Origin of the sequence: Stenotrophomonas sp. ASS1 (genome assembly GCF_004346925.1) — a bacterium.
In the GTDB taxonomy this organism is placed as follows: Bacteria; Pseudomonadota; Gammaproteobacteria; order Xanthomonadales; family Xanthomonadaceae; genus Stenotrophomonas; species Stenotrophomonas maltophilia_A.
In genome coordinates this window covers 2,266,700-2,291,473 of the sequence record NZ_CP031167.1, presented here as the reverse complement: position 1 = coordinate 2,291,473, position 24,774 = coordinate 2,266,700, and the positions used below count along the sequence as shown (strand labels likewise).

Annotated in this window: 18 protein-coding genes and 1 pseudogene; 10 read left to right on the top strand and 9 right to left on the bottom strand. The window is 65.5% G+C overall.

Annotation, left to right across the window (positions count from 1 at the left end; all coding sequences use genetic code 11):
- Positions 1 to 60 precede the first annotated feature (60 nt).
- Positions 61 to 588, top strand: coding sequence for a DUF6622 family protein (locus MG068_RS10785; RefSeq protein WP_132810141.1), 528 nt, complete (start codon positions 61 to 63; stop codon positions 586 to 588).
- Between the two features lie 68 nt (positions 589 to 656).
- Here the strand turns inward: MG068_RS10785 and MG068_RS10780 are convergent.
- The 4 genes and pseudogenes from MG068_RS10780 to ptsP form a co-directional block, all read right to left on the bottom strand.
- Positions 657 to 1,872: pseudogene (locus tag MG068_RS10780) on the bottom strand (carbohydrate porin).
- 14 nt (positions 1,873 to 1,886) lie between these two features.
- Entirely contained in the window at positions 1,887 to 3,593 is a 1,707-nt protein-coding gene (locus MG068_RS10775) for a PTS fructose transporter subunit IIC (RefSeq protein WP_132810140.1), read from the bottom strand.
- Between the two features lie 74 nt (positions 3,594 to 3,667).
- A complete protein-coding gene (gene pfkB, locus MG068_RS10770; protein ID WP_049463437.1) occupies positions 3,668 to 4,624 on the bottom strand; it encodes a 1-phosphofructokinase in 957 nt (318 codons plus the stop codon).
- Entirely contained in the window at positions 4,621 to 7,131 is a 2,511-nt protein-coding gene (gene ptsP, locus MG068_RS10765) for a phosphoenolpyruvate--protein phosphotransferase (protein ID WP_132810139.1), read from the bottom strand. Before ptsP ends, pfkB begins: the two co-directional genes overlap by 4 nt.
- A gap of 156 nt (positions 7,132 to 7,287) precedes the next feature.
- Here ptsP and MG068_RS10760 point away from each other — a divergent pair, with 156 nt between their 5' ends.
- The 3 genes from MG068_RS10760 to MG068_RS10750 all read left to right on the top strand — a co-directional run bounded on the left by MG068_RS10760 (position 7,288) and on the right by MG068_RS10750 (position 10,290).
- Positions 7,288 to 8,301, top strand: a complete 1,014-nt coding sequence (locus MG068_RS10760) for a LacI family DNA-binding transcriptional regulator (RefSeq protein WP_132810138.1) — start codon at positions 7,288 to 7,290, stop codon at positions 8,299 to 8,301.
- A gap of 32 nt (positions 8,302 to 8,333) precedes the next feature.
- A complete protein-coding gene (locus MG068_RS10755) occupies positions 8,334 to 8,741 on the top strand; it encodes a Rap1a/Tai family immunity protein (RefSeq protein WP_132810137.1) in 408 nt (135 codons plus the stop codon).
- 244 nt (positions 8,742 to 8,985) lie between these two features.
- Positions 8,986 to 10,290, top strand: a complete 1,305-nt coding sequence (locus MG068_RS10750) for an NADH-quinone oxidoreductase subunit D (RefSeq protein WP_121503627.1) — start codon at positions 8,986 to 8,988, stop codon at positions 10,288 to 10,290.
- Between the two features lie 9 nt (positions 10,291 to 10,299).
- On the opposite strand, the gene MG068_RS10745 is transcribed toward MG068_RS10750, so the two are convergent.
- From MG068_RS10745 to MG068_RS10725, 5 genes are all read right to left on the bottom strand, one after another.
- Positions 10,300 to 10,956, bottom strand: a complete 657-nt coding sequence (locus MG068_RS10745; RefSeq protein ID WP_132810136.1) for a TetR family transcriptional regulator — start codon at positions 10,954 to 10,956, stop codon at positions 10,300 to 10,302.
- Between the two features lie 56 nt (positions 10,957 to 11,012).
- Positions 11,013 to 11,588 (bottom strand): TetR/AcrR family transcriptional regulator, encoded by a 576-nt coding sequence (locus tag MG068_RS10740; protein ID WP_240792136.1) that lies wholly within the window; start codon positions 11,586 to 11,588, stop codon positions 11,013 to 11,015.
- Positions 11,589 to 11,664: 76 nt separating this feature from the next.
- Positions 11,665 to 13,200 (bottom strand): TolC family protein, encoded by a 1,536-nt coding sequence (locus MG068_RS10735; RefSeq protein ID WP_240792135.1) that lies wholly within the window; start codon positions 13,198 to 13,200, stop codon positions 11,665 to 11,667.
- Positions 13,197 to 16,244 carry an efflux RND transporter permease subunit gene (locus tag MG068_RS10730; RefSeq protein ID WP_121503300.1) on the bottom strand — a complete coding sequence of 1,016 codons (3,048 nt, stop codon included), beginning with the start codon at positions 16,242 to 16,244 and terminating at the stop codon, positions 13,197 to 13,199. Before MG068_RS10730 ends, MG068_RS10735 begins: the two co-directional genes overlap by 4 nt.
- Entirely contained in the window at positions 16,241 to 17,329 is a 1,089-nt protein-coding gene (locus MG068_RS10725) for an efflux RND transporter periplasmic adaptor subunit (RefSeq protein WP_223276796.1), read from the bottom strand. Before MG068_RS10725 ends, MG068_RS10730 begins: the two co-directional genes overlap by 4 nt.
- Before the next feature lie 346 nt (positions 17,330 to 17,675).
- Here MG068_RS10725 and MG068_RS10720 point away from each other — a divergent pair, with 346 nt between their 5' ends.
- The 6 genes from MG068_RS10720 to MG068_RS10695 all read left to right on the top strand — a co-directional run bounded on the left by MG068_RS10720 (position 17,676) and on the right by MG068_RS10695 (position 24,738).
- On the top strand, positions 17,676 to 18,794 hold the full coding sequence (locus tag MG068_RS10720) for an AraC family transcriptional regulator (RefSeq protein ID WP_223276797.1): 1,119 nt from the start codon (positions 17,676 to 17,678) through the stop codon (positions 18,792 to 18,794).
- Between the two features lie 175 nt (positions 18,795 to 18,969).
- Positions 18,970 to 19,380, top strand: a complete 411-nt coding sequence (locus MG068_RS21235; RefSeq protein ID WP_240792134.1) for a hypothetical protein — start codon at positions 18,970 to 18,972, stop codon at positions 19,378 to 19,380.
- 265 nt (positions 19,381 to 19,645) lie between these two features.
- The gene (locus tag MG068_RS10710) at positions 19,646 to 20,326 is read left to right on the top strand and encodes a DUF3313 family protein (RefSeq protein WP_132810135.1); all 681 of its coding nucleotides are present in this window, start codon (positions 19,646 to 19,648) and stop codon (positions 20,324 to 20,326) included.
- 120 nt (positions 20,327 to 20,446) lie between these two features.
- On the top strand, positions 20,447 to 21,133 hold the full coding sequence (locus MG068_RS10705; RefSeq protein WP_132810134.1) for an RNA polymerase sigma factor: 687 nt from the start codon (positions 20,447 to 20,449) through the stop codon (positions 21,131 to 21,133).
- A complete protein-coding gene (locus MG068_RS10700) occupies positions 21,130 to 22,173 on the top strand; it encodes a FecR family protein (protein WP_132810133.1) in 1,044 nt (347 codons plus the stop codon). The genes MG068_RS10705 and MG068_RS10700 overlap by 4 nt, the downstream gene beginning before the upstream one ends.
- Before the next feature lie 108 nt (positions 22,174 to 22,281).
- Complete coding sequence (locus MG068_RS10695; protein ID WP_240792133.1) at positions 22,282 to 24,738, top strand: TonB-dependent siderophore receptor; 2,457 nt, start codon at positions 22,282 to 22,284, stop codon at positions 24,736 to 24,738.
- The last annotated feature ends 36 nt before the right edge of the window (positions 24,739 to 24,774 follow it).

The window sequence follows — 24,774 nt, the reverse complement described above, 5'->3', positions numbered from 1 at the left end:
GAGCGCCAAGGCGAGGGCGCCTCGCCACCACTCAGCCACCACTCACCAAGGGGACCGCTCATGAACATGCTCCAGCAACTCGCCGCACAGACGCCGATCTGGGTCTGGCTGCTCCTGGCCTTCCTGATCATCCGCGGCATCGCCGCCATGAAGCCAGGGGAGACCTCGCTGCAGAAGCTGGCGATCGTGCCCGCCCTGTTCGCCGCCTGGGGTGCGTGGTCGATCAGCCATCGCTTCGGCACGTCGCTGACTGCCTGGAGCGAGTGGCTGGCCGGCATCGCCACGGGTGCCGCGCTGGCCTGGCCGCTGCTGAATCGGCTGAAGCTGACGCTGGACCGCAGCACCGGCAAGCTCTGGCGCAACGCGGACTTCAGCCTGCTGCCGCTGCTGCTGATCACCTTCCTGGTCAAGTACGGCTTCGAAGTCGCATTTGCGGTGTCGCCGTCGTTGACTGCCAATGCTGGCTTCAGTGCCGCCTACCTGCTGCTGGCGGGCGGATTCACCGGCATCTTCGTCGGCAAGTACTGCCGGTACCTGGCCTCGCTGCGGATGGGTACGGCAGGCAAGGGGCTGGAAACCGCGGGCTGATCGCCCGGGTAGTGCCGGCCGCTGGCCAGCTCCTCACGTCGCCGGCAATCGAGTGCGGCCAGGCTCTCCTACAGACTCCAATCGATCCGCATGCCCGCAATCAGCGCATTTGGCAGGTCACGTTGGCGTGCGGGTTCATTGAACTGGTCCGGATGCACGATGTAGTGCAGGTTCGGCGCGACCCGGAGCTGTGGGGTGAGCTGGATGCCATAGCTCAGTTCCATCATCACCTGGCTCCCGTGCGGCGTGCCGCTACCGCCGGCCGCGGCGCGGGCAAGGCGCAGGTTCTCCAGCGCGATGCTGCTGTACTTCTGCTGGGTCACAACGAAAGCGATGCTGTCCTGCGGCCGGCTGGTGAACGTGCCTTTCTGCACCATGCCAGCCTGCAGGAAATGATCCTCGATCAACTGGCCGGAGGTGCCCTTGAGCGCCGCACCGAACAGGGTCAGGCCGCGGCCGCCACCATCATTGGTGAGCTGTTGCTCGAAGCGGGCGAACGCACCGGATCGGCCGCGACGGGACGCATAGTCCTGCCCGCTGAGCAGCGCCGGGGCGCCGTTGCCAGCCACCGAGTTCGTAGCGGGCTTTCAGTCGTGCCGAAGCAGGGCTGCGCCAACCGAGCGTGTAGGGCACGATCCAGCCGGTGGCCTGGTTCGTATTCCACTTCAGGCCGTGCTGGCCATCCTCCGCCTGGCTGGGATCGACCTGGTAGGCGCCGACGCGCACATAGACATCGGGCGTTACCCAGGCCGTGGCATCGGCCATCCAGCTCGATACCGGCCACCAGGTGAAATTACTGGTGCGGAATACGTAGGTCGGGTTGCCACAGGCCGAATTGCCCTGGAAGTACTGGCACAGCTCCGAACCGAGGTGATGGATGTTGGCGACGCTGCGCCCCGCTTCCAGCACCAGTCGGTCGTTCAGCAGTTTCTGTTCAAGCGTCAGGTTGGCCAGGCGCGTGCCCTGGCCGCCGTAGATTTCCTGCACCGAGGTGCTGTTGCCAGTGCTGCTGTTGGCCAGGTTGGTGCCATGGCGGTTGATACCGTAGGCCTTGATCGTCGCGCCCCGCCAGCCAAACGCAGCATCCAGGTTCACGTCGGCGCCGAACATCAGCTGTCCGGCATACGCCGTGCCGCTGCGCTTGCCGCCGTCGAGCGTGGCAGCTGCTTCACCGGTGTACGCCAGCTTGGGGGTGAAGACGTCGCTCGTGCCGGCGGCTGCGGCCACGGACGGCAGGGCCAGCAGGATCGCTACCGGCAACAGGCGGCGGGAAGAGCAGATCATGGGCGAGGTTCCTTTTACAGGGTGTGAGCCGTGACCGGCTTCTTGAGGACGCGCAGCGCGACCGCGGTGACGGCCACGCCGGCCACCAGCGCCAGCAGGTAGATGCCAAGGTGGGTGACCGCATTCGGGATCGGCAGCACGAACACTCCGCCGTGCGGCACCTTCAGCTCGACGCCTGCGGCCATCGAGATCGCACCGGCCACGGCAGAGCCAAGGATCAGCGCTGGAATGGTGCGCAGCGGATCGCGCGCGGCGTAGGGGATCGCACCCTCGGTCACGAAGCTGAGGCCAAGCACGCCCGCGGCACCGGCCGTGCCGCGCTCCTCGGCAGTGAAGCGGTTGCTGAACAACCATGTTGCCAACGCGATGCCCAGCGGCGGCGTCATGCCGCCGATCATCGTCGCAGCCATCGGCGTATAGACCTGGCTGGAAATCAGTGCGGTGGAGAATGCATAGGAGGCCTTGTTGACCGGCCCGCCCATGTCCGCCGCCATCATTCCGCCCAGCAGCAGGCCCAGCAGGATCGCACTGCTGCCCTGCATGCCGCGCAGCCAGTCGGTCAACCAGGCCAGCAACCCGGCGACCGGCGTGCCGATCACATACATCATCAACAGGCCGACCAGCAACGTGCCAAGCACCGGCAGGATCAGCACCGGCTTGAGGCCTTCCAGGCTGCGCGGCAGGCGCAGCGCACGATTGATCCAGTGCACACCGTAACCGGCGATGAAGCCGGCCAGGATGCCGCCGATGAAGCCCGCATCCATGTTGACTGCCACCAGCCCGCCGATCATGCCCGGCGCGATACCCGGGCGATCGGCGATGGAGTAGGCGATGTAACCGGCCAGCGCCGGCACCATCAGCATGAAGCCGGACTTGGCGCCGATCTGGAACAGCGACCAGGCCAGCGTGCCCTTGTGTGCATCGTCGAAGGCATAGATGCCGCCGAGCGCGAACGCCAGTGCGATCAGCAGGCCACCGGCAGTGACGAACGGCAGCATGAACGACACGCCGGTCATCAGGTGCTTGTAGGGACCGGTGACCTTGGCCTTTTCGGTGGTGCGGCCTGAAGCCGCCGTACCCGCCTGCACGCTGGCCTCGGCCAGCGCCTTGCGGATCAGGTTCTGGCCGTCATTGATCGCCGGCTTGGTGCCGCTCTTGAACAGGCGTTTGCCAGCAAAGCGTGACAGATCGACTTCGCGGTCGGCGGCGATCAGCACCAGGTCGGCGGCAGCGACTTCTTCGTCGCTCAATGCGTCCTGCGCGCCGACCGAGCCCTGGGTTTCCACCCGGATCGCGTGGCCCAATGCCTTGGCGGCTTGCTGCAGGCCTTCGGCCGCCATGAACGTGTGGGCGATGCCGGTCGGGCAGGAGGTAACGGCGACGATGTGCTTGCTGGCGTCCGCGGCGGGCGCGGTTCCGGACGTCGCGGCAAGCTGCGCCAGCACGGCAAGCGGGTCGTCCAGCACCTCACCGAGGCTGGCGCGTACGATCTGGGCGCTGCCGAAGCGCGCGGCATCCGCCTCGCCGTCACCCACCAGCAGCAGCTGCGTTGCGGCGGCGGCCTGCGTGGCGGGCAGTGCCCCGGTCACGCCCTGGTCGCTGCGGATTTCGATCGCCAGTTCAGCGCCTTGCTGGCGGGCGGCGCGGCGCAGCGCTTCGGCGGCAAGAACCGCCTCGATGCTGCGTTCGCCTGCGGCGATGACTACGGTGGAAGCTTGCATGGGCACTCCTGGAATTCTTCGGGTTCGTCCTTGCGGGAGGGGGCGGGCCAGCCGCAGCTCCCTCTGCAGGGGTTTCAATCCAACCGCTCGATCAGTACGTCGCCGGTCCACGCGCGCACCTGCGTCGGGTCCAGTCGTCGCGCGTCGCCGCTCTCCAGCCGGCTCATCGAGAACGCCGTCGCCAATCGGGCGCAACCCGTCAGATCCAGGGAGGGCTCCAGCAAGGCGGCGGCGATGCCGGCGACCATGGCATCGCCAGCACCGACCGTGCTGCCGCGTGCCAGTCGCGGCGGTCGCGCGATCAGGGCGCCGCTGCGATCAATGAACAGCGCGCCGTCGGCGCCCATCGAGATCGCCACAAGCGCAACTCCGCGTTCAACCAAGGCGTGGCCTGCGGCCCGCAGGGCGCTGCGATCCGGCAGCGGCGTACCGGTCCAGGCCTCCAGTTCGTGGCGGTTGGGCTTGATCGCGTACGGCAGTGCGCCCTGTGCGCCGCTCAACGCCGCGGCCAGCGCGTCGCCACTGGTATCCAGCAGTACGCGCGCACCGGCGGCGCTCGCCTGCGCCTGCAGTCTCGCCCATGCATCGGCTGGCAGCCCGGACGGCAGGCTGCCGGACAGCACCACCGGCAGGTCCGGCTGGAGCAGGGCGTCGAGTCGGCGCGATACCGCGTCCAGATCGGCATCACGCAGTGACAGGCCGGGCAGGTTGATGTCGGTGGTCTCGCCGTTGGCCTCTTCGACCAGCTTGATGTTGGTGCGGGTGCGGCCCGCAATGCGCAGGCAAGCGTCTGCGATGCCGCGCTCGGCGAACAGTGCGCTGAACACGCCGTCGTTGCCATCGCCGAGCACGCCCAGCGCGGTGGTCGGCACACCCCAATCGGCCAGGCAGGCGGCCACGTTGATGCCCTTGCCGCCGGCGTCGTCGCGGGTGCTGCGGGCACGATGCACATGGCCCGGTTGCAGGTGCGCCAGCCGCACGGTCTGGTCGATCGCCGGGTTCAAGGTAACGGTGACGGCGCGGGCGCTCATGCGCGCACTCCATCGAGCGCACGTACCTGCTCGGCGGTTTCGCAGTCGAGTGCACTATTGGCCAATGCCTGCAGATCGGTCATCGCGTTGCCACGCAGGCGTGCCTTCACGGCCGGGATGTCGTTCGGGGTCATCGACAGTTCGTCCACGCCCAGGCCGGCCAGCAGCATTGCACCAAAGGGATCGCCTGCCAGGCCGCCGCAGACGCCAACCCAGCGCCCATGCAGGCGTGCACCTTCCACCGTGGCGCGGATCGCGCGCAGCACGGCCGGGTGCAGGCTGTCGGCCTCGGCGGCGAGTTCCGGGTTCTGGCGGTCGATCGCCAGCACGTACTGGGTCAGGTCGTTGGTGCCGATCGAGAAGAAGTCGGCATGGCGCGCCAGTACATCGCTCTGGGCTGCTGCGGCAGGGACTTCAATCATGATCCCGATCGGCACTTCGGGTGCCTCAAGCGCGGCGCGCAACCGTTCGCAGATGGCGCGCAGTGCGATCAGCTCGGGCACCGAGGTGATCATCGGAAACATGATGGACAGGCGTGCGCCGTCCTTCGCCGCGCGATACAGCGCACGCAGCTGTGGTTCCAGCAGGTCGAGGCGGCGCAGCAGCAGGCGCGCGCCACGCACGCCGAGGAACGGATTTTCCTCGCGTGGCAGCTCCAGGTGAGCGACCTGCTTGTCGCCACCGATATCGAGCGCACGCACGATCAGCGGGCGGCCGTCGAGTGCCTTGGCCATCGCCACGTACGTGGCGTACTGCTCATCCTCGCTGGGCGTGCTCCCGCGCTCGAGGAACAGGAATTCGGTGCGCATCAGGCCGACGCCTTCCGCGCCCTGCTCCAGTGCCAGCGGCACCTGCTCGGGAAGGTTGACGTTGGCGCCGATGTCGATGCGGTGTCCGTCAGGGGTCTGTGCCGGCTGCGCGCGTTGCGCCGCTTCACGCTCGCGGATCTGCTGCTGTTCGGCGATCCACGCACGTGCCGAGGCGAGATCGGCCTCGGACGGCGACAGATAGAGGCGCCCGCTGCTGCCATCGATGATCGCCTCGCTCCCCGCGCTGATCGTCAGCAGCTCCGCGCCAGCGGCGACCAGCGCCGGCAGGCCCAACGTGCGCGAGAGGATCGCGGTGTGCGAGGTCGGCCCGCCCAGCGCGGTGGCGAGGCCAAGCACGCGACCGGTATCGAGGTTGGCCGTGTCGGACGGCGACAGATCAGCAGCGAGCAGGATGCAAGGATGTGCAGGCAGGTCGGCAAGGCCGCCACCCGCCGCGGACGGATCAAGCTGTGCCAGTACGCGCCGGCCGACGTCACGCAGGTCGGCGGCGCGCCCGGCCAGCACCGGGTTGCCCAGTGCCGCCAGGCCGGAGGCAATCTGCTCAATGGCCTGGTGCCAGGACCACGCAACACCATGGCCTTCGACCATCAGCTGGCAGGTGCGGGTAATCAGATCGGTGTCGTCGAGCAGCGCGGCCTGCGCCTTGAAGATTGCCGCATCCGAGGCGCCGAGCCGGCGCTGGGTGTCGTCCTGCAGTGCGGCCAGCTGCTGGCGGGTGCGGCTGAGCGCCTCCTGCAGGCGTGCGCCGCCTTCGCCGAGCGGGGTGGGGCGGTCAGCAACGTCGGCATGCGTGCTGGCCAGCACATGCACCGGGCCGATCGCCAGGCCTGGGCTGGCGCCGATGCCGACGATCGCCGCCTGTGCGTCGGGCGGATTCCAGCCCGCAACCGGCGCGGCCTTGCGCTGCGCCGCGCGCTCGGCATCGGCCCTTTCCTGTGCCACCAGCCCGTCCATGACCTTGCGCAGTGCGGCCAACAGGGCAGGGGCATCGGCGCCCTCGGCAGACACGCTGACCGCGTCGCCATGGCGCAACCCGAGCTGCAGCAGCGCCACCAGGCTCTTGGCATCGGCAGCCTGATCGCCCGCGCGGACCTGTGCCCGGGCCGCGAAGCCGCGCGCTGTTTCGGCCCAGCGCGTGGCCGGGCGTGCGTGCAGCCCGTTGGGATAGGCGATGGTCCAGTCGAAACGGTCGGCCAGGTCAGTCACCGGCACATTGGGGGCCGTGGTCGCAACATCGCCGGTCAGCGCGCTGATGATCTCGCTCGCATCTGCCGTGGTGAACAGGCGTTGCAGCGTTGCGTCATCCTGGATCAGTCGGGTCAGCCGGCGCAGCAGGGTGATGTGGGTATCGGACTGGGCGGCAATGCCGACCACCAAGCGAGTGACCTGGCCCGGATTCCACTCCACGCCTTGCGGGAACTGCAGCACGGCAATGCCATCGCGGCGCACCAGGTGACGGTCCTCGCCCAGCCCGTGCGGAATGGCCACGCCATGGCCGAGGAAGGTGTTCGCCAACGCCTCGCGACGCCCCATGCTGGCCTCGTAACCCGGCGCAACGCAGCCGGCAGCGACCAGCATCTGCGCCACCTGGGCGATGGCGTCGGCCTTGTCGAGTGCCCGCGCATCCAGGCGGATCAATTCCCGGCTGACGGGGGCTGGGGAGGTCAAGGGCTGCAAGGCGGGCTCCGGGAAGGGGGTGCTGTGGCGTATTGGGAACGTTCCCAATGATCATTTCAATGTGCACTGCACAAAAAGCCAATAGTCCTTTGGCGTTAGCATTGTCCTGAATGGCCATCCGGCCTCGAACAGTGAAAGTTTCCGGGAACGGTTCCAATGAGCATCAGCATCAACGACGTCGCGCGCGTGGCGGGGGTCTCCAAGTCCACGGTGTCGCGCGTGCTCGGCGGCGGCCCGGTCAGCGAGGCCGTGCGTGGCCGGGTGGAGGCGGCGATCCGCCAGACCGGCTATCACCCCAACCTGCAGGCACGGCGCCTGCGTGCCCGGCACACCGGCATCATCGGGCTGATCGTGGCGGACATCCGCAACCCGTTCTTCACGGCGCTGATCCGAGCGGTGGAGGAGGTTGCCTATCGCGAAGGCCTGCGCGTCACCCTCTGCAACACCGACGAGGACCCCGAGCGCGAGGCGCTATATCTGCAGTTGATGCACGAGGAGCGCATCAGCGGACTGATCTTCGCGCCCACCCGGACCACGGTGGGCCGGCTGGAGCGGCTCACACTGGACTATCCGACGGTGCTGGTGGACCGCGCCGCACCCGGCGGGTCGATCGACAGCGTGGTGCTCGACAATCCGGCCGCGATGGCGGGCCTGGTCGAGCATCTGGTCGCGCGTGGCTATCGCCGCATCGGCGGCCTGTTCGGCAGCACCAGCACCACGGCAGCCGAGCGTCGCGACGGCTATCTCGCTTCGATGCGTACACATGGGCTTCAGCCGGATTACCGCGAGGTTGAGCCCACGGCTGAAGCGGCCATTGCAACGGTCGAACAGTGGCTGGCTGGCCCATCGCGGCCGGAGGCGCTGGTCGCCAGCAACAGCCTGCTGCTCATGGGAGCGTTGAAGGCCGCCCGCAGTGCAGGCCTGGCAATTCCGGACGCGCTGGCGCTGGCGGGCTTTGACAACGAACGCTGGACCGAACTGGTCGAGCCGGGCATCACCGTGATCGAACAGCCGGTCGAAGAGATGGGGCGCGCTGCGATGTCGCTGTTGCTTGAGCGCCTGCGCGCGCCGGAGCTGCCGGTACGCCGGCTGGTGATGACGGGCCGGTGCGTGGTGAGGGGATCAACTGCATGGAATCCAGAAGGACGACAACCAAGGTCCAAGGCATGAGAGGACATCAAGGCCGACAGGCGGGTCGTCGCATGATTCGGCTGCTTATGCTTGGAGCCTGCTTCCTGACCGGATCCTTGCTTGCGGAGACATCACCACCGAAGCGCACCTGGCTTGTGAGCGGCGCGGAGCTGATCACGCTACTGCAGGGAAAAGGGGCTGACGGATTCTGTACCAGCGAACAGTGCCGGAGTCTGTCCATCGCCCGTGCCAATGCTTACATCCAGGGTGCTGCCGATACCAGTCGTGGCCAGTGGTGCGGCCAAGGCCAGATCCTTCCACATGAACTGGCCGATCGTGTCACCTCCCATCTTCAGCAATTGCCCCAGGAGCGCTTGCAACAGAATGCTTCTTCGCTGGTTGTGGAAGGCCTGCGAACAGCGTTTCCTTGCGAACGCCGGGCATTGCACGGTGGCATCGGACAGTCCAGGGGAAATTGACCCAGTCTCGTTGAAGTGATTTGCCAGGCTTGTTCCCCCCGCAACCGGGGGTTGGCAGCAAGCGCCGCCGTCGAGAAAATCCGCGTTTTGACTGCAGATTGCTTCGGCTCGGGAACAATCCCAGCGCTCCACATTCCAGACCAAGCAGTCCATAACCGGCCTTCCACGTCGAAGTAGCATCGACGCTTGGAGCATTGAGCACTTCCGCTGAATGCGTTCGGACTACGGAAGCTATTGGATGAACATGAAGCGGACGACGGCGGGCGGCCCCGCTCCCGTGCGCGGTGATCGGCGGGATACCGAGATCCGGAACTACGTGATGAACCTCGGCCCCCAACATCCTGCGGCACATGGGGTACTGCGCCTTGTGCTTGAGATGGATGGCGAGACCGTTGTGCGCGCGGATCCGCATGTGGGCCTGCTGCACCGGGGTACCGAGAAGCTGGCGGAGTCCAAGCCCTTCAACCAGTCCATCGGCTACATGGATCGGCTGGACTACGTATCCATGATGTGCAATGAACACGCCTACGTACGTGCGATTGAAACCCTTCTGGGAATCGAGGCACCCATCAGGGCACAGTACATCCGCACGATGTTCGATGAGATCACCCGTATCCTCAATCACCTCATGAACATCGGAACGGGCGCGCTGGACCTGGGCGCCATGGCCGTGATGCTCTATGCATTCCGGGAACGCGAAGAGCTGATGGACTGCTACGAGGCGGTATCCGGCGCTCGAATGCATGCCACGTATTACCGGCCCGGCGGTGTGTACCGTGATCTGCCTGACCAGATGCCGAAGTACAAGGAGTCACGCTGGAAGAAGGGGAAGGAGCTGCGGCGGCTGAACGCCGCGAGAGAAGGGTCACTGCTCGATTTCATCGAGAATTTCACCCGCGAGTTCCCGAACCGCATTGATGAGTACGAAACCCTGCTCACCGACAACAGAATCTGGAAGCAGCGCACGGTGGGCATTGGCGTTGTGACCCCGCAGCAGGCCATGGACTGGGGCATGACCGGGGTGATGCTGAGAGGCTCGGGCGTGGCGTGGGACCTGAGGAAGAAGCGCCCCTACGCGAAGTACGATGCCGTTGACTTCGACATTCCGGTCGGCAGCGCCGGTGACTGCTATGACCGCTACCTGTGCCGTGTCGCGGAGATGCGGCAGTCCAACCGCATCATCCGGCAATGTATCGACTGGCTTCGCGCCAACCCCGGCCCGGTGATGGTCCAGAACTTCAAGGTGGCGCCGCCGTCCCGGCAGGAGATGAAGTCCGACATGGAAGCGCTGATCCATCACTTCAAGCTCTTCAGCGAAGGCTACCAGGTGCCGGCAGGTGAGACCTACGCAGCGGTCGAGGCACCCAAGGGCGAGTTCGGTTGCTACCTGATCTCCGATGGCGCCAACAAGCCGTTCCGGGTGCACCTGCGTGCTCCCGGCTTCGCTCATCTCTCTTCTCTGGATGAAATCGTCAGGGGCCACATGCTGGCGGATGTCGTCGCCATGATTGGCACCTACGACATTGTGTTCGGCGAAGTGGATCGATGAGGAACCGGCTCAGCCCACACATGGGCTGAGCCACGCTCCGGCGGCCGCGAAGGGAACAGCCATGTGCAGCCTGAGCAGGTCTTCCACGGTGCGTGCCCCGCCCATCTCCAGGTCGAGGATGCCGGGCTCCAGGATTGATCCCAGCAGAACACCGACCGCGATCGCATGAAGGCTGCGCGCCGCAGTGGCTGTATCAACGCCCTCACGGAGCTGGCCCAGTGCTCCTGCACGCTGGTATACAAGCTCCAGCATGCGGACCTCCGGCATCGCGCACGCCGCGAGCACGTCGCCTATGCCGCCCAGCTCATGTGATGCACCAGAGCGCAGCAGAAGCTCAACCGTTCGGCGAACGCGTGGGGTGCGGCGCGTGTGATCAAAGACCCTGACCAGGTCCGCAAACAGAAGCTTGAACGGGTCATTACACTGCCGGATGGCGGCTTCCCGCAGTCCTTCGGGTGCATCTGGCCGCCCTCGCGCGGAAAGTTCACCCAGCAGGTTCTGACGGGACCCGAAGTGCCAGTAGATCGCGCCGCGCGAATAGCCGCACTCGGTGGCGATCAGCTCCAGCGTGGCGCCGGCGGGCCCATGGCGCAGCAGGCACACCAGTGCGGCATCGAGGATCCTCTCGCGCGTGGCGTGTGCGTCCTCCCTGGTTCTTCTAGCCATGGCACGGTTGCATCCCTGCTGTTCGATGAGCGCGCGGTCGCGCGTCCTGATCGTCCTTAGACAAGGCGATGGGACGGACCATGGCCACAGCGCTGCACCGGGATCTGCGGCGTTTGAATGTCGATCTTCGGCTCATTGGCGGGGGCAGGGCAGGACAGTGAGCCAAGCCACAGACCATCGGCGGCGAGACGCGCAGACTTCAGCGCGGGATCGTCCGCCTCGGACGGCTCGGTGGCCAGCTTCTTCTTCATCCACTCGATCCACTGCGACGCGGGTGCCTGGGTCAGGTCCAGGCGGATGATCAGGGCCGAGAGCATTGCAACGTCGTGCCGCCTGCAGCCCTCGACCACCGATTCCACGTAGGCGTTGGTGAATGCGCCGGAGCGGAGCCCGTTGGCACGCATTCTCCGTTCCACATCCTGATTGAAGTTCTGCAGCCAGCACGAGAAAGTGGCGTCGATGAGATCCTGCTTGCAGTAGAAGTGATGGAACATCGCGCCACGGCTGACGCCCGAGCATTCGAGAATCTCACTGACGGTCACCGAAGACCGACCATTGCGGACGATAAGCGCTGCCGTTTCGCGGATGAGTATGCCGGGCACACGCACGGACGAACTGTGGGTAGCGTTCAAGAGAGTTTTCCTCATGTAGCGGGCGACGAACGATCCGCCAGGCCGGTACGGCCTGGCGGGTTGCCGTTCGAGCCAGTCAGTGATGCGCCGCAGATGCTTCGCTTTCGGCGCTCTTCCGGGAAGCGATGGGCCTGCCGATTTCAATCTCAGGGTCCCCCTTCTCGGGCTGCCATGCCCCCAGCGCCAGCTGCACCTGCACGTGGGCCATCAGCAGCCCGGCCTGTGCCGCCGCAAGCTCTCTGCGCGCCTTTTCGTGCAGCGCCTGCTGCCGCAGGCCGGCATCCTTCGGCTCGATTCCGGCGTCCACGCGGGAAGAGGCATAGGCCGAAGATCTGCTGCTGAGTGCCTCGGCATTTACCGCCTGCTGCATCCTGACCTGGGAACTCGTCCACGCATGCAGGGAGTCCTCACTCTCCTTCAGCGCCGTCAGCACGGTCTGCTCGAAGGCATGCCAGTTCTGATCACTGCCGGCGCGAGCGGCTTCCTCCCTGGCCTGCTTCCGGCCAAAGCTCAACCACTCCCACTGAAGCTCCGGGCCGGCCGAGAAGCGCTTTGCACTGGAATCGCCCAGCGAACCGAACGGTGCAAGGATGCCGCCGAAGACATTCAGCGTGAGGCGCGGAAGGTGCGCACGCTCGGCGAGTACGACGTTGCCAAGGCTTGCTCGCAGTAGGGCATCGGCCTTGGCGACGTCCGGCCGCCGCGCCAGGAGGTCGGTCGGCTGCGCAAGCGATGCAAGGCCCGGCGGGGCCGGCAGTGGAGCCGGGGCCAGCAACGCCTCCCAGGTGTCGTCCCGCGCGGCCGGCGAGCGGCCCGCAAGAACCGCCAATGCGGCCCTGTCCGCCTGCAGCCGGGTAACGGTTGCCGCCTCCTGCGCCACCAGCTCGGCATGTTCGGATTCGACCGCAAGCGCCTCCCTGCGATCGACCAGCCCGGCCGCATACCGGGCCTTCACACGCACAACGCGCGCCTTGCTCAGCTCAACCTCCCGCTCAAGAGAGGACAGGTTGATCTGGTCCATCCTGAGCAGGAAGTAGTTCTTCGCAACCTCGGCCTGGAGCACTGCGGCAGCTGATCTCGCGTCAGCCGCCGCCGCATCGGCCTTGCGATCGGCCATGGCTGCGGCGGTGCCAATGCGCCCAAACAGATCCAGCTCCCAGGAGAACATCTGTCCGACGGACAGCAGTCTCTGGGAAGGGGGGCGGGGAAGATCCTGGCGATAGGGATCCGCTTCGATCTGGGCGGACTGCATGGCTTCGGCCTTGACCTGCAGCGCACCGCTCGGCAGATAGTCCTTGCGCGCTGCGCCTGCCAGTGCGCGCGCTTCCACCACGGCGGCAAGGGCAGACTTCAGGTCATGATTCCCGCGCATGGCCAGGCTGACCAGCGCATCCAGGTTGGGGTCGGAGAAGTCCTTCCACCATTGCCTGTTGGGCGTCCCGGGCAGGACATCCGCATCCAGCGCCGCCGGCGTGCGGGCCTGGCCCACATGATGCCGGGCTGCCGCGTCAGGGATCTCGGTCCTGGGGGCCACAGAGGCGCAGCCAGAAGACAGCGCCACAAGCACAGCAATCGACAGGCAGGCAACTCGATTTCCAATAGCCATGATCATGCCTCCTCGGTCGGGTGAATGCGGTAGAGCGCGGCATACAGCGCTGGAATGAGACCCAGCGTGATCAGCGTTCCAAGGGCGAGGCCGCCGATCATCACGATCGACATGCTGGTCCACATGGAACCGCCAAACAGCAGCAGCGGGACAAGGCCGAGAATGCAGACCATCTTGGTCATCACGATGGGGCGCAGGCGCTTTGCCGCAGCCTCTTCAATGGCCTGGAGAGGGGGCAAGCCATCGCGCTGGCCTTCGTCGATCGCATCGATGAGCAGAATCGCGTTGTTGACGATGATGCCGGCAAGTGCGAGCAGCCCCAGTGTTCCGATGAAGGTCAGGCTGGTGCCACTCAGCTTGAGTGCCAAGGTCGCGCCGATGACCACGAACGGAATGCTCGCCAGGACGATCAGGCTCTTGCGGATGCTCTCGAACTGCCATACGAACAACAGGAACATGGCAGCAAGGCAGAGCGGGAGCAGCTTCTCGATGCCTTCGTTGGCACTCTTGCTCTCTTCGATCTCGCCACCGAGTTCAACCCGCACGCCCTGCTTGCGGAATTCGGAAAGAAGTGGCTCGACCTTGTCTGCGATCCCCTGAGCAGTCAGCTCGGAGCTCTTTGCAAGCACGGTGACCGCGCGCGTCTGGTTCACTCGCTGGATTGAAGACAGCTGCGGCGCCAACCGAAGCTTGGCCACCTGGCCCAGGGGCACGCTTCCGCTGCCATCCGCCTTCTGGATCGGGAGTGCCTCAAGCTGGCCGATATCCGTGCGCAGTGCCGCCTCTCCGCGGAGGATGACCGGGAGAACGGTGTCGCCCTCACGATAACGGGAGATCGTTGCGCCGGTCAGCAGCATGTCCATGCTCTTGGCGATGTCCGCGCTGCTGATGCCTGCGGCCTGGGCCTTGGGCTGATCGACGTCCACATCAAGCTGGACAACCTGGCGTTCGGCATCGCTGGATACATCCACCATTCCCGGCGTGTCCTGCAGCGTGCGCAGCAGCTTCTCGGCAGCAATCCGATGTGCGCCGTCGCTGCTGGAGATGCGGAACGTCGCAACGCCGGCATCCGAAGATCCCATCGAGAACCGCTTGGGCTCCACCCGCACGTCCGGGAAGTGTGTTGCCATCACAGAACGCAGCCGCTCAATGGCCGCTTCATGCTTGACGCCCTTCGCAAGTGACAGCACGGCATACGCGCGGTGTCCTGCAGGAGTAGGGGGATTGAGTGCCAGAATGAAGCGTGGGCCACCATCGCCCATGTACAGGGCGTGGCTGGAGATCTCCGGAACGAGCTTCTCGTCGGCCAGTACCTTGCTGATCTGGTGAGCAACCGCCATCGTATTGGCCGGACTGGAATCCGGGGACAGCTCGATGGCCATCTGCAGCTGATGGCGCTCGGACGGCGGCATCAGCTCGTTGGGGACGGTGGTGAACAACCAGCCGGAGGTTGCCAGCAGTGCAACCATTACGCCGATGTAGATGGCCTTGTGCCCCAGGATCCAGCGGACCTTGCCGCGGTACCAGCCCGTCAGCCGCTCGACCGCGCGTGCGGTGCGGCTGAGTTCGGCATGGTGATGGGCAAAGTACTTGCACAGCAGCGGAATCAGGGTAACGCCGATGACCAGCGACAACAGCAGCGCGATGGCCATCACGATGCCGAGGCTGCGCAGATACTCGCCGGTTTCCGTGCTGGAGATGGCCAGCGGCATGAACGCGAGGATGATCGCGAGCGAAGAAACCAGAAGCGGCACGAACATCGTGCTGCCTGCGTGAGCGGCAGCCTGGTCCGGCGACTCACCCAGCGAGAGCCGCCGCTCCATGTCCTCGGCAACCACGATCGCGTTGTCAACGAACAGGCCCAGGGCAATGATGATTGCACCCACCGAGATCATGTGCAGATCGATGTTCAGGATCTTCATGATTGCCATCGTCCCCAGCACCGTGGTCGGCACGATGGCGCTGACAATCAGGCCGGTCCTCATTCCAAGGAACAGCACGACGACCGCCATGACGATGGCCAGGGTCTCCAGGAAAACCTTGGCAACACGCAGCAGCTGGGTGGAAACAACCTCGGCCTGATCCGTGATCTGGACAAGCTGCATGCCGGCCGGCAGCGTTTCCGAAAGCCGTTCAACGTCGCCGCGCAACAGATCGGCGAAGCTGACCACGTTGAGTCCTGGCGCCATGGAGACCGCTATCACCACGGCCGGCGTGCCATTGACGAATGCACCCGTCATCGGCGGGTCCTGGGTCACCCGTTCCACTCGCGCAAGGGCACCCAGCGGCACCGAGCCACCCTTCGGCAGCGGTATCGGCGTGCTCTTCAGCTGGGAGGGGTTGTCGGCGTCACCGCTCACGTTGAGCGTGATCTCCGAACCTCCGATCTCGACGTAGCCCGCCGGCGCAATCACATTGCGTCTGGAAACCGCATCGGCAATCACATTGGGGTTGAGCCCACGCGCAGCCAGGGAAGGCACGTCCAGGATGATCTGGACCTGCTCGTCCCTCACGCCGTGCAGCGAGACACGTTCCACCCCGGGCAGCCGGAACAGTTCATCGCGCAGGCGGCGGGCTTCTGCCCGGAGCTCGCCTGCGTTATAGCCATCGCCGGTCAGGCCCATGGTCATCACCGCAACCCGACCGAATTCGTCGTCCACGACGGGGCCAATCGTTCCCTCGGGAAGCTGGCTCTGGATGTCCCCCATGCGTGAGCGCAACCGTTGCCACACGATGGGAATTTTCTCCGATTCCACGGTGGGATAGAGATCAACGTAGGTGAACGCAAAGCCTGGACGGACAGTCGTCCGGATCCGCTTGACCTCCGGCATGCCACGAATGCTCTCCTCGATCGGGCGAGCGACCAGCTGCTCGACCCGGTCCACGCCGGCGCCCGGCATGAAGCTGAGTACCGTCGCCGTGCGAATGGTGATGGGGGGCTCTTCAGTGGACGGGAAGTCCAGCGCCAGAATGAGGCCGGTGAGGACGATCGCTACGATCGCCAGCAGGGTCAGGCGGGGACGCGCCAATGAGAATGAGGAGAGGCTCATTGTTCTGATCCCATCTTCATGTCGACAGGCTTGATCTGCGTGCCCGGGCGGATGGCCTTGGCACCCGCAACCACGACGCGCTGGCCGGCGGAAATCTGCCCGCTCACCTCGATCCAGTCACCGTGATACTGACCCAGATCTACCTCCGCCAGCTCGGTCGTCTTGCCATCCTTTGCCAGCCGAAGCACCTGGCCCTTGCCGCCAACGGCAGACGGCAGAACAGCCCGAAATGGCACTTGAAGCCTGGCTGGGCCTGTATCCGTTCCAGTGATCCGGACCGACCAGGTCGAACCCACGGTCGCCGCCTCGGGCACTGCGATGTATGCGGTACGCACGCCGCCTGCATCAACACGGCCGTCGACACGGAGCACCTTGCTCGCCACGGTGTCCGAGCCGCTGATCAGGTTGACCACCTGCCCAACAGCCAGGGGAGCAGTGCCCGGAATCGCGACAGACAGCTCGCGGCCCGCACCATCGACCTGGATGGCGACAGCGCCCGGGCCCACGGACTGTCCAACCTCAACGTTTCGGGCAGCCACGACTCCGTCAAACGTTGCCTTCAGCGTGGCTTCCCCTTGTGACCAGCCGGCGAGCTCGTGCTGCGCGCGGGCATTGCGGACGGCCGCATTCGCAGCCGCCAGTTCGGCCTTCGCGGCGGTCATCTCCGCCGGGCTGAGCGCATCAGCCTTCTGCGCAACATCCAGTCGCTCGACGCGTCGCTGGACCTCGTCCAGTGCGGCCTGCGCGCGTGCGACGTCGCCGGCAGCGGACGCCTCCTGCGCTGCAAAGGGGACCGGATCCAGTCGAGCAAGCACCTGTCCCTTGCGTACAACGTCACCCGGTTCAACAAGTACCGCGGAGACCTTTCCGGAGACCGGGAAGGACAGCTGTCCTCGCTGCGTGGCACGCACGGTGCCGATGTAAGCGCGCTGATCGCCAGCAGCCTGTCGAACGGAGGCGACATACGCGGTGCGGGCTTCTGCCGTCCCGCTCTCTGGTGTATCGGAACATCCCGTCATCGCGGACAGGGCAATGGCCAGCGCGCTGAGACGAGGCACCAATGACCAGGTCATATGGGTTTTCACGTTCGATTCCTTGTATGGGTGGTCAGTTCCACAGACCAGCGCGGTGTGGTCAGGTCTGCAGGCGGCGTAAATTTAGGGGGACACCTGGACCACGAACAGGACACTTCCGGACATACCGGGGCTCGTACAGGTCATCTGGGACAGGCGGCGCACTCAAAGCGGCCATCCGGACAACGCAGTCCCACCTGAAGCCAGTCAGTCACATCGACGCTGGATCATCATCCGGATCCATCAGGAGCATTACCGGACACGCGGGGGGCCGTTTAGGCCACGCACGGCCTCCTGCATTGAAATCAGTCCCCCACGGGACGACTATGGGGACTGCGAAACGCCCCTTCGAAACGTGATGGCTGCCATCTCCAAGAATCTGCCGACCTCCATGGACTGGCGTGAGCCCGGTGAGGAACTCGCGTTGGACGCATCGTCTCTGCATCCCTCCGGCGATCCCGGTTCAACGCTTGAATCGCAGATCGCCGATATAGTGCCCACTGGCGCTAGAGCCATCCTTGGGCTTGTTGAGGAGCGTGGTTTCTCGCCGGAAGAGCTCTGCCGCGGGCTTGGGTTCACATACCGTGATCTCTCGATGAGAGATGTAAGACTGTCTTACCGCCAGATGCGTCAGTTGTTCATGCGCGCGGAGCGGCTGTTGGGCGAACCGGCGCTCGGCCTCGCCCTCGGAGCCCGGCAGACACCCATCTCCTGGGGTGTTCCCGGCCTGGCGATGCTCACCTGCGAGACCTATGGAGAAGCCCTGAACTATGGGCTCAGCCACCAGCAGGCAATCGGCGCCATGCTGATTCACACGATCGAGGAAGCGGGTCGTGAAATCCGGATGGAGGTCCGATTCCGGCGCTTTGATATCCAGCTGGAATCCGTTCTTGTGGAGGATGCATTCGCTGGGTTCGTCGCCGTCAGCAGGTACCTAATTGGCCCCTCCTTTGCACCGCTACGGGTCGACTTTTCCCTACCCAAGCCCTCCGATCCGGACGTCTACCGGCGGTTCTTCCAGTGCCCGGTGCGCTTTGATGCAGGGATCAACCGCCTGACCTTCGACTCACACTGGTTGAGTGTGCGGCTACCAGGCTTCGACCGGATCAACTCGAAGATCGTACGCGACCAGCTCGACACGCTGCTGCCAATGCGGGGCGTGCGCAATGAGATTGTCGAATCGCTGTCGAGCCACCTGCGGTGCGACATCGAGACGACCACCCGGCAGAGCGAACTCGCAAGCCTGATCAATGTAAGCGAGAGAACGCTCAGGCGCCGGCTCAATCGCCAGGATTCGAGTTATCGGGAACTCCGCGATGAGGCCCGGTATGAGCGGGCCCGCGATCTCCTGCTGAACTCAGAGTTGAGCATCGCCGAAGTTGCAGACGCGGTTGGATACTCCGACGCCCGTGCATTCCGCCGCGCATTCAAGCGTTGGGCGGGTTGCCTGCCAACCGAGTTCCGGGAATCCAGGTAGACAGCATCCACCCTGATTCCAGCACGGCGGGTAGCCATCGGTAGAGACCGGGCCACCCAATGACGTCGGGGCTGCCGCCGGGCCGTGCTGCCGGTGGTGGTTGCGCGTCTGTAGTCCATTGCACCAGTGCGTGTGCAGTCCTCTCCAGCCACCCCTCCTTCACCTGGGTAGAACCATGAAGCGCATACGGCTGTTTGAATCGAAACTCGCGGCGAGATTCCTTGAGGTCGATCGATTGGCGCGGGAAGGCGCCACGTTGAAGAACGTGGCTGAGAACATGCGCACGATCACCATTGCGGTGACGATGCTGATCGTGGTGGGGCTGCTGATGGACGTTCCGGCGTCCGTCATTCGTGTGGCGGCCATCGCATGGGGGTGCTGGGCACTGATCTATGCGCTGCTTGCCGCAGCACAAGCAGGACTTCTCTTTGTCCTGCTGCTTGGCGAGGTGGCCCTGTTGAAGCACATCCTCATCCGGATTGGATTTCTCAGAGGCGCCATTGCCACAGGATTCGCGGTGCTTGTCGTGATCATCATGGCAGTGTCGTGCGTGCTGTTCGATCCGAAGCACATGTTGCATTGGTGATTGCCGACATCCTGCCGACACCCTGCAATCGTCGGGCCCGGCATTCCGGACCGGCCAAGGCGAGCCCCGCACATGGGGGATGTTCGACCTCGATTGATTCCGTTCCACTCAACCTGCGAAAGTCATGCACTCTGCAATTCCCTGCTGCCGTAGTCATTCATCAGGCGGCGATCGAACTGCCACTCTGGCCAGAACATCCGGTTCCGGACGCGCCGCGAAAGGCAGCTTGTGGCGGCGGGTTCCGCGGCTCCTCGCAGGAGTGGGAATGCTGTTGCTGGCCGCATGCAGTCCGGTGCATGTGGTCAGGTCAAACCAGGCCAGGACCTATGCAGGTCTCAGCATCCACGGGGAGCGTCGGATGGAGATCGTGCCAGCGGGCAGCACGCACGGGCACTTCCAGACGGTGACTCTCGCCCCCGTCCTGCTGATGCCAGAGGTGGCTGCAACGCTGAGCCCGGGCGTCGGTGATCGCCTCAAGGCTGCCGTAAGCAGTCAGCTGCAGCGGCAGATCGACAGGCGCCTGGGCTGGAGTGGGGCAGGGCGGCCGGGAACGGGGCTGTTGCTGCTTGCAAGGATCACCTCGGTAAAGGAGGTGTCTGTCGGCCTGAACATTGCCACATCGGTCCTGATGGGACCGGTGAGCAAGGGGCAGCTTTCCCTCGAGATCGAGGCGATCGACGCAGGCACTGGCAGGCAGGTAGCACTGCTGCTGCTCGCCGACGAAGCCGATATGAGGGACATCCGGAAAAGCTACACCCCGGACGGTCACGCCAAGGCGCTTGCAGGCCGGTTCGCGATTGAGGCGGTGGAGTTCATCGCGCCAATGGTGCGATCACGGCAGCTTCCCGGAGGGCGCAACTGCCGTGCGCTTCACCCCGGTTCCCAGGCCTCATCCGAACCGCGGCTGCAGGAAAGGGAGGGGGTAGGGAGTTCCAATTGCAAATGACTCTCACTACACTTGCGACATCCCACTCCTTGCGCCGCCTATGGCGGCCAGAACTCCGGCTCCCAACGTGAATTCCCCGCCCCACCTGTGCAGACCGCAGGCATTCGCCCTGGGGGTGATGTGTCCACGCTAGGCCGGGGCACGGGCAGCAACGCGGAACGGGCCTCTTCCACGGAGCCGGGCATTCCGGAAGACGCCTCGCCAACGGGCGGAAACCTCCTTGCAAAAGCCTATGCCCGTTGGCGCGGGCCCATCCTGCGCAGCCTTGCGCGTGTCAGAGGTGCAGACGGTGAGGACGCCCTGCACGACGGTGCAGTCAAGTGGCTGGCGGCAAACCCAGCACTGGCGTCGTGCGACCAGCAAGGTGCCTATTTCCGGCGGACGGTGATGAACACCGTGGCCGATGAATATCGTGAGCACACCGCAGGCCGCCGTCTCCAGACCCTGCCACTGGCAGATGCCGAGGATGCGGGCCAGGCCATCACCAGCGATGAATCACAGTGCCCGTTGCAGCTCAGCGCCCAGCGGCAGCGCCTGGAGCGCCTGCGAGAAGCGCTGGCCGAGCTGCCGGAACGTCAACGCGAGGCCTTCGTGCTCTGCCGCTTCGATGGCCTGACCCAGGAGGACGTGGCCGCTCGCATGCAGATCTCCCGCCGCATGGTGGTCAAGCATCTGTCGCGAGCGGTTGCCTACTGCGAAGTGCGGGTACGCTATGCGTCTCTGGCACAGATGCAGGAACTGCATCGCCCGATCAAGGCGGGCGAGGCGTTGGCGCCTGCCATCGATGCTGATTTTCCCTGCCGATGACCGATCTCCCTTCTGCCGCAGGTTCCGACCCGTTTGCCCTGCATGAGGCGGCCGCCGCGTGGATGGTGCGGCGGCAGGATGCGGACTGGCAACCGCAAGAAGAGGCGGCCCTGCAGCACTGGCTGGCCGAGAGCGAAGCGCACCGACAGGCGTTCGCCGACGTGGCCAGAACCTGGCACGACCTCGGCCAGTTGCCGCGCCCCGTGCTGGCCTCGGACCCGCATGCGGTGATCGCCCCAGCAGTACCTGCACCTGCCGCTCCACGGCGGGGCAGGGCGGCGCGGCGTGCACGGTCGTGGCGCCTGCCACGCGTTGCGGCGGCTGCGGCCGTGGCGATGCTGGCCTTGGGGTACGTCGGCTACGGTTGGTACGCCGCGCCCAGCTACGTACAGGACGTGGCCACCGGCGCGGGCGAGATACGTGATCTGCAATTGCCGGACGGCTCACGGATTTCGCTCAATGCACGCAGCACGCTGGCCGTGCATTTCTATCGATCCCGCCGTGAAGTGGTGCTCAGCCAGGGCGAGGCGTTCTTCGAGGTCGCCCCGGCGGCCGACCGGCCCTTCACCGTTGATGCCCAGCGCAGCCGGGTGACGGTGGTCGGCACGGCCTTCAATGTGCGCAATGGGCCGGGCGAAGTCGTGGTCAAGGTGCTGCATGGACAGGTGCGGGTGCAGCCGGATCGCGCCGAAGGTGCCTCGCCGGTCAGCCTGCGCGCCGAACAGGGCTTGGCCGTTACCACGCTCACCGCTGCTTATCGCCCCATCGCCGCAAACGCAGACAGCATTGGCGGTTGGCGCAATGGACGCCTGGTGTTCCGGCGCACGCCGCTGGACGAAGTGGCGCAGGAGGTGGGGCAGTATCTGGGCCATCCCGTCACGTTGGGCCAGCCAGGGCTGAAGTTCCTGCCGGTCTCCGGCTACGCAGCCACCGACGCCCCGGCCACCTTCCTGGAAGCGCTGCCGGATCTGTTGCCGGTGCAGGTGACCCGTACTGCCCAGGGCGGCTATCGCATCGACGAACGGCCTGTGACCCGCTGACGCCGGAGCGACTATTTCTTCCGGCGCGGGTTCCCACCCCACCGCCATTTTCCGTTTACCCCAGTGAGGCCAGTAGCGGCCAAGCATGATGGAGCGGTAATGGGGTACATGAAGATCAAGCGCGCACTTGTTGCTGGCGCGTTCTCTACGGGGGTACACGCCAAGCGGCTGCCGTTGCTGGCACTGTGCATTTCCAGCGCGCTGGCAGCGCCGGCCATTGCACAGTCGCAGCCGGCTGCACGCGTGCAGTTCAATATTCCGGCGCAACCGCTGGATGCCGCACTGCGCCGCTTTTCCGAGCAGTCCCGGCAGCAGGTGCTGTTCAGCGAATCGGCGGTGGCGGGCCGTCGCGCCCCGGCCTTGACCGGCAGCTACACGCCGCAGGAGGCACTGGCGCGCCTGCTGGAGGGGAGTGGCGTGCGTGTCAATGCCACCCGTCCGGGCGTGTTCACCCTGGCCCAGGAAGCAGCAACACCTGCGCGCAGCAAGGAGGCCCAGACCACCCTGCAGACGGTGAACGTCACCGCCAATGCCCCAAGCGATGGCGCTTACACGGCACGTGAGCTGAGCCTGGGCAAGCTGGGGCAGAGCATCCGCCAGACCCCGCAGTCGGTCAGCGTGATCACCCGCCAGCAGCTGGACGACCGCAACCTCACCACGCTGGACGAAGCGCTGGCGCAGACCACGGGTGTGACCAAGACCGCCCGCAACTTCGGCAACCACAAGTTCTCGATCCGCAGCTTCACCGTGGACGACAGCAACTATCTGGTCGATGGCGTGGCCGGCATTGTCTATGCCCCGGTGGGCTGGCTGCCGATCGACACCGCCGTGCTGGAACGGGTTGAAGTGCTGCGCGGTGCCGGTGGCATGATGCTCGGCGCGGCCGACCCCAGCGGGGCGATCAACATGGTGCGCAAGCGCCCGCGCGACCAGGCCCATCTGGATCTGGCGGCCACGCTGGGCTCGTGGGACAGCTATCGCCTCGAGGTCGACGGTGGCGGCCCGCTCAATGCCGCTGGCACGGTACGTGGCCGACTCGTCGCCGCCTACCAGGACCGCGACTACTTCCAGCGCGGCACCTCATCGAAGACTCCAGTCGCCTACGGCGTGATCGATGCCGACCTGGGCCAGGACACCACGCTCACCTTTGGCCTGCGCCATCAGGCCAGTGACACCGACGGCTACTGGCTGTTCGGCCTGCCGCGCTACACCGATGGCGGTGCGCTGGACATCAAGCGTTCCACCTCGCTCATCCAGGACTGGAACCGGCAGGAGGGCTCCGTCGACGAAGCCTTTGCAGAGGCGGAGCACCGCTTCAACGAACGCTGGAAGGCACGCCTGTCGGTGAACCGCACCGAGTCGGACCTGGACCAGCGTGTCGCGGTTCCGCTGGGCGGGGTGGACCGCGCCACCGGCATCGGTGCGCGCTTCTATGACATCTATTTCAACCGCTCGCGCGTGCGTAGTGATGGCATCGACCTGCACACCACCGGCAGTTTCGACGCCTTCGGCCGCAGCCATCAGCTGCTGCTGGGCGCGATGTGGTCGCGCCAGCGTACCCGCCAGAGCTCGGCGGACCTGGCCATCGACGTGCCGATCGATGTCTACGCACCGGACCACAGCGCCATTCCACAGCCCCTCCAGCCCGCGTGGGACTGGTCGGAAAACGCCCGCGCCCAGCAGAGCGGCGTGTACAGCAACCTGCGCCTGCAGCTGGCAGAACCGCTGCACCTCACGCTGGGTGGCCGGCTGAGCTGGGTGAAGTACCAGTCCAGCGATGGCTTCACCGGCGCCAAGAGCCGCGACTACGAACAGAAGCACGAATTCACCCCGTACGCCGGCCTTGTCTACGACCTGGGTCCGCAATGGTCGGTCTATGCCAGCTACGCCGATACCTTCCAGCCGCAGAGCTCGTACGTCACCGCGTCCGGCTCGGTGCTGGATCCGGCCATCGGCGCCAACTACGAGCTGGGCGTGAAGGGTGAGTTGAACGATGGCCGCCTGAATCTCTCCGCTGCAGTGTTCTCCATCCGCAAGACCGGCAACGCCGTGGTGGACGAATCCGACCCGGGCAGCTGCCGTGGCTCGCTGGCGTCGTCCGATTGCTACCGCAATGGCGGCAAGCTGCGCAGCAATGGCTTTGAGCTGGAGGCCAGCGGCGAACTGGCGCCGGGCTGGCAGATGATGGCGGGCTATACCCACGTCACCAGCCGCGACGATGAGGGCGCGACCATCAGCGCCGAGACGCCCCGCCATCTGCTGCGCCTGTCGACGTCCTACCAGCTGCCGGGCAAGTGGAACGCGTTCTCCGTGGGCGGTGGTGTATCGGCACAGAGCAGCTATTCCTATCCGGCCTACGACGACCCGGACTGGCGCATGGGCGCAGCGGGACGTGCCGTGTGGGACCTACGTGCCGGCTACCGGATCAATCCGCGCTGGAGCGTGGGCGTCAACGTAGCCAACCTGTTCGACACCCGCTACTACGCGATGATCAGCCAGATCCGCCGCGGCAACTTCTTTGGCGAACCCCGCAATGTGATGCTGACGCTGCGCGGCTCGCTGTGACCTTCCGCAACCGGCGGGGCAACGGCCTGCCCGCCA

Bases quoted from the DNA above. Each gene is read 5' to 3' on its own strand.
- MG068_RS10785 (WP_132810141.1), top strand. From the start codon at position 61: ATGAACATGCTCCAGCAACTCGCCGCACAGACGCCGATCTGGGTCTGG.
- MG068_RS10755 (WP_132810137.1), top strand. From the start codon at position 8,334: ATGATTCGGCTGCTTATGCTTGGAGCCTGCTTCCTGACCGGATCCTTG.
- MG068_RS10775 (WP_132810140.1), bottom strand. From the start codon at position 3,593: ATGCAAGCTTCCACCGTAGTCATCGCCGCAGGCGAACGCAGCATCGAG.
- pfkB (WP_049463437.1), bottom strand. From the start codon at position 4,624: ATGAGCGCCCGCGCCGTCACCGTTACCTTGAACCCGGCGATCGACCAG.
- MG068_RS10760 (WP_132810138.1), top strand. From the start codon at position 7,288: ATGAGCATCAGCATCAACGACGTCGCGCGCGTGGCGGGGGTCTCCAAG.
- MG068_RS10730 (WP_121503300.1), bottom strand. From the start codon at position 16,244: ATGAGCCTCTCCTCATTCTCATTGGCGCGTCCCCGCCTGACCCTGCTG.
- MG068_RS21235 (WP_240792134.1), top strand. From the start codon at position 18,970: ATGAAGCGCATACGGCTGTTTGAATCGAAACTCGCGGCGAGATTCCTT.
- MG068_RS10700 (WP_132810133.1), top strand. From the start codon at position 21,130: ATGACCGATCTCCCTTCTGCCGCAGGTTCCGACCCGTTTGCCCTGCAT.
- MG068_RS10750 (WP_121503627.1), top strand. From the start codon at position 8,986: ATGAAGCGGACGACGGCGGGCGGCCCCGCTCCCGTGCGCGGTGATCGG.
- MG068_RS10710 (WP_132810135.1), top strand. From the start codon at position 19,646: ATGCTGTTGCTGGCCGCATGCAGTCCGGTGCATGTGGTCAGGTCAAAC.
- MG068_RS10695 (WP_240792133.1), top strand. From the start codon at position 22,282: ATGAAGATCAAGCGCGCACTTGTTGCTGGCGCGTTCTCTACGGGGGTA.
- MG068_RS10735 (WP_240792135.1), bottom strand. From the start codon at position 13,200: ATGATCATGGCTATTGGAAATCGAGTTGCCTGCCTGTCGATTGCTGTG.
- MG068_RS10720 (WP_223276797.1), top strand. From the start codon at position 17,676: ATGGCTGCCATCTCCAAGAATCTGCCGACCTCCATGGACTGGCGTGAG.
- MG068_RS10745 (WP_132810136.1), bottom strand. From the start codon at position 10,956: ATGGCTAGAAGAACCAGGGAGGACGCACACGCCACGCGCGAGAGGATC.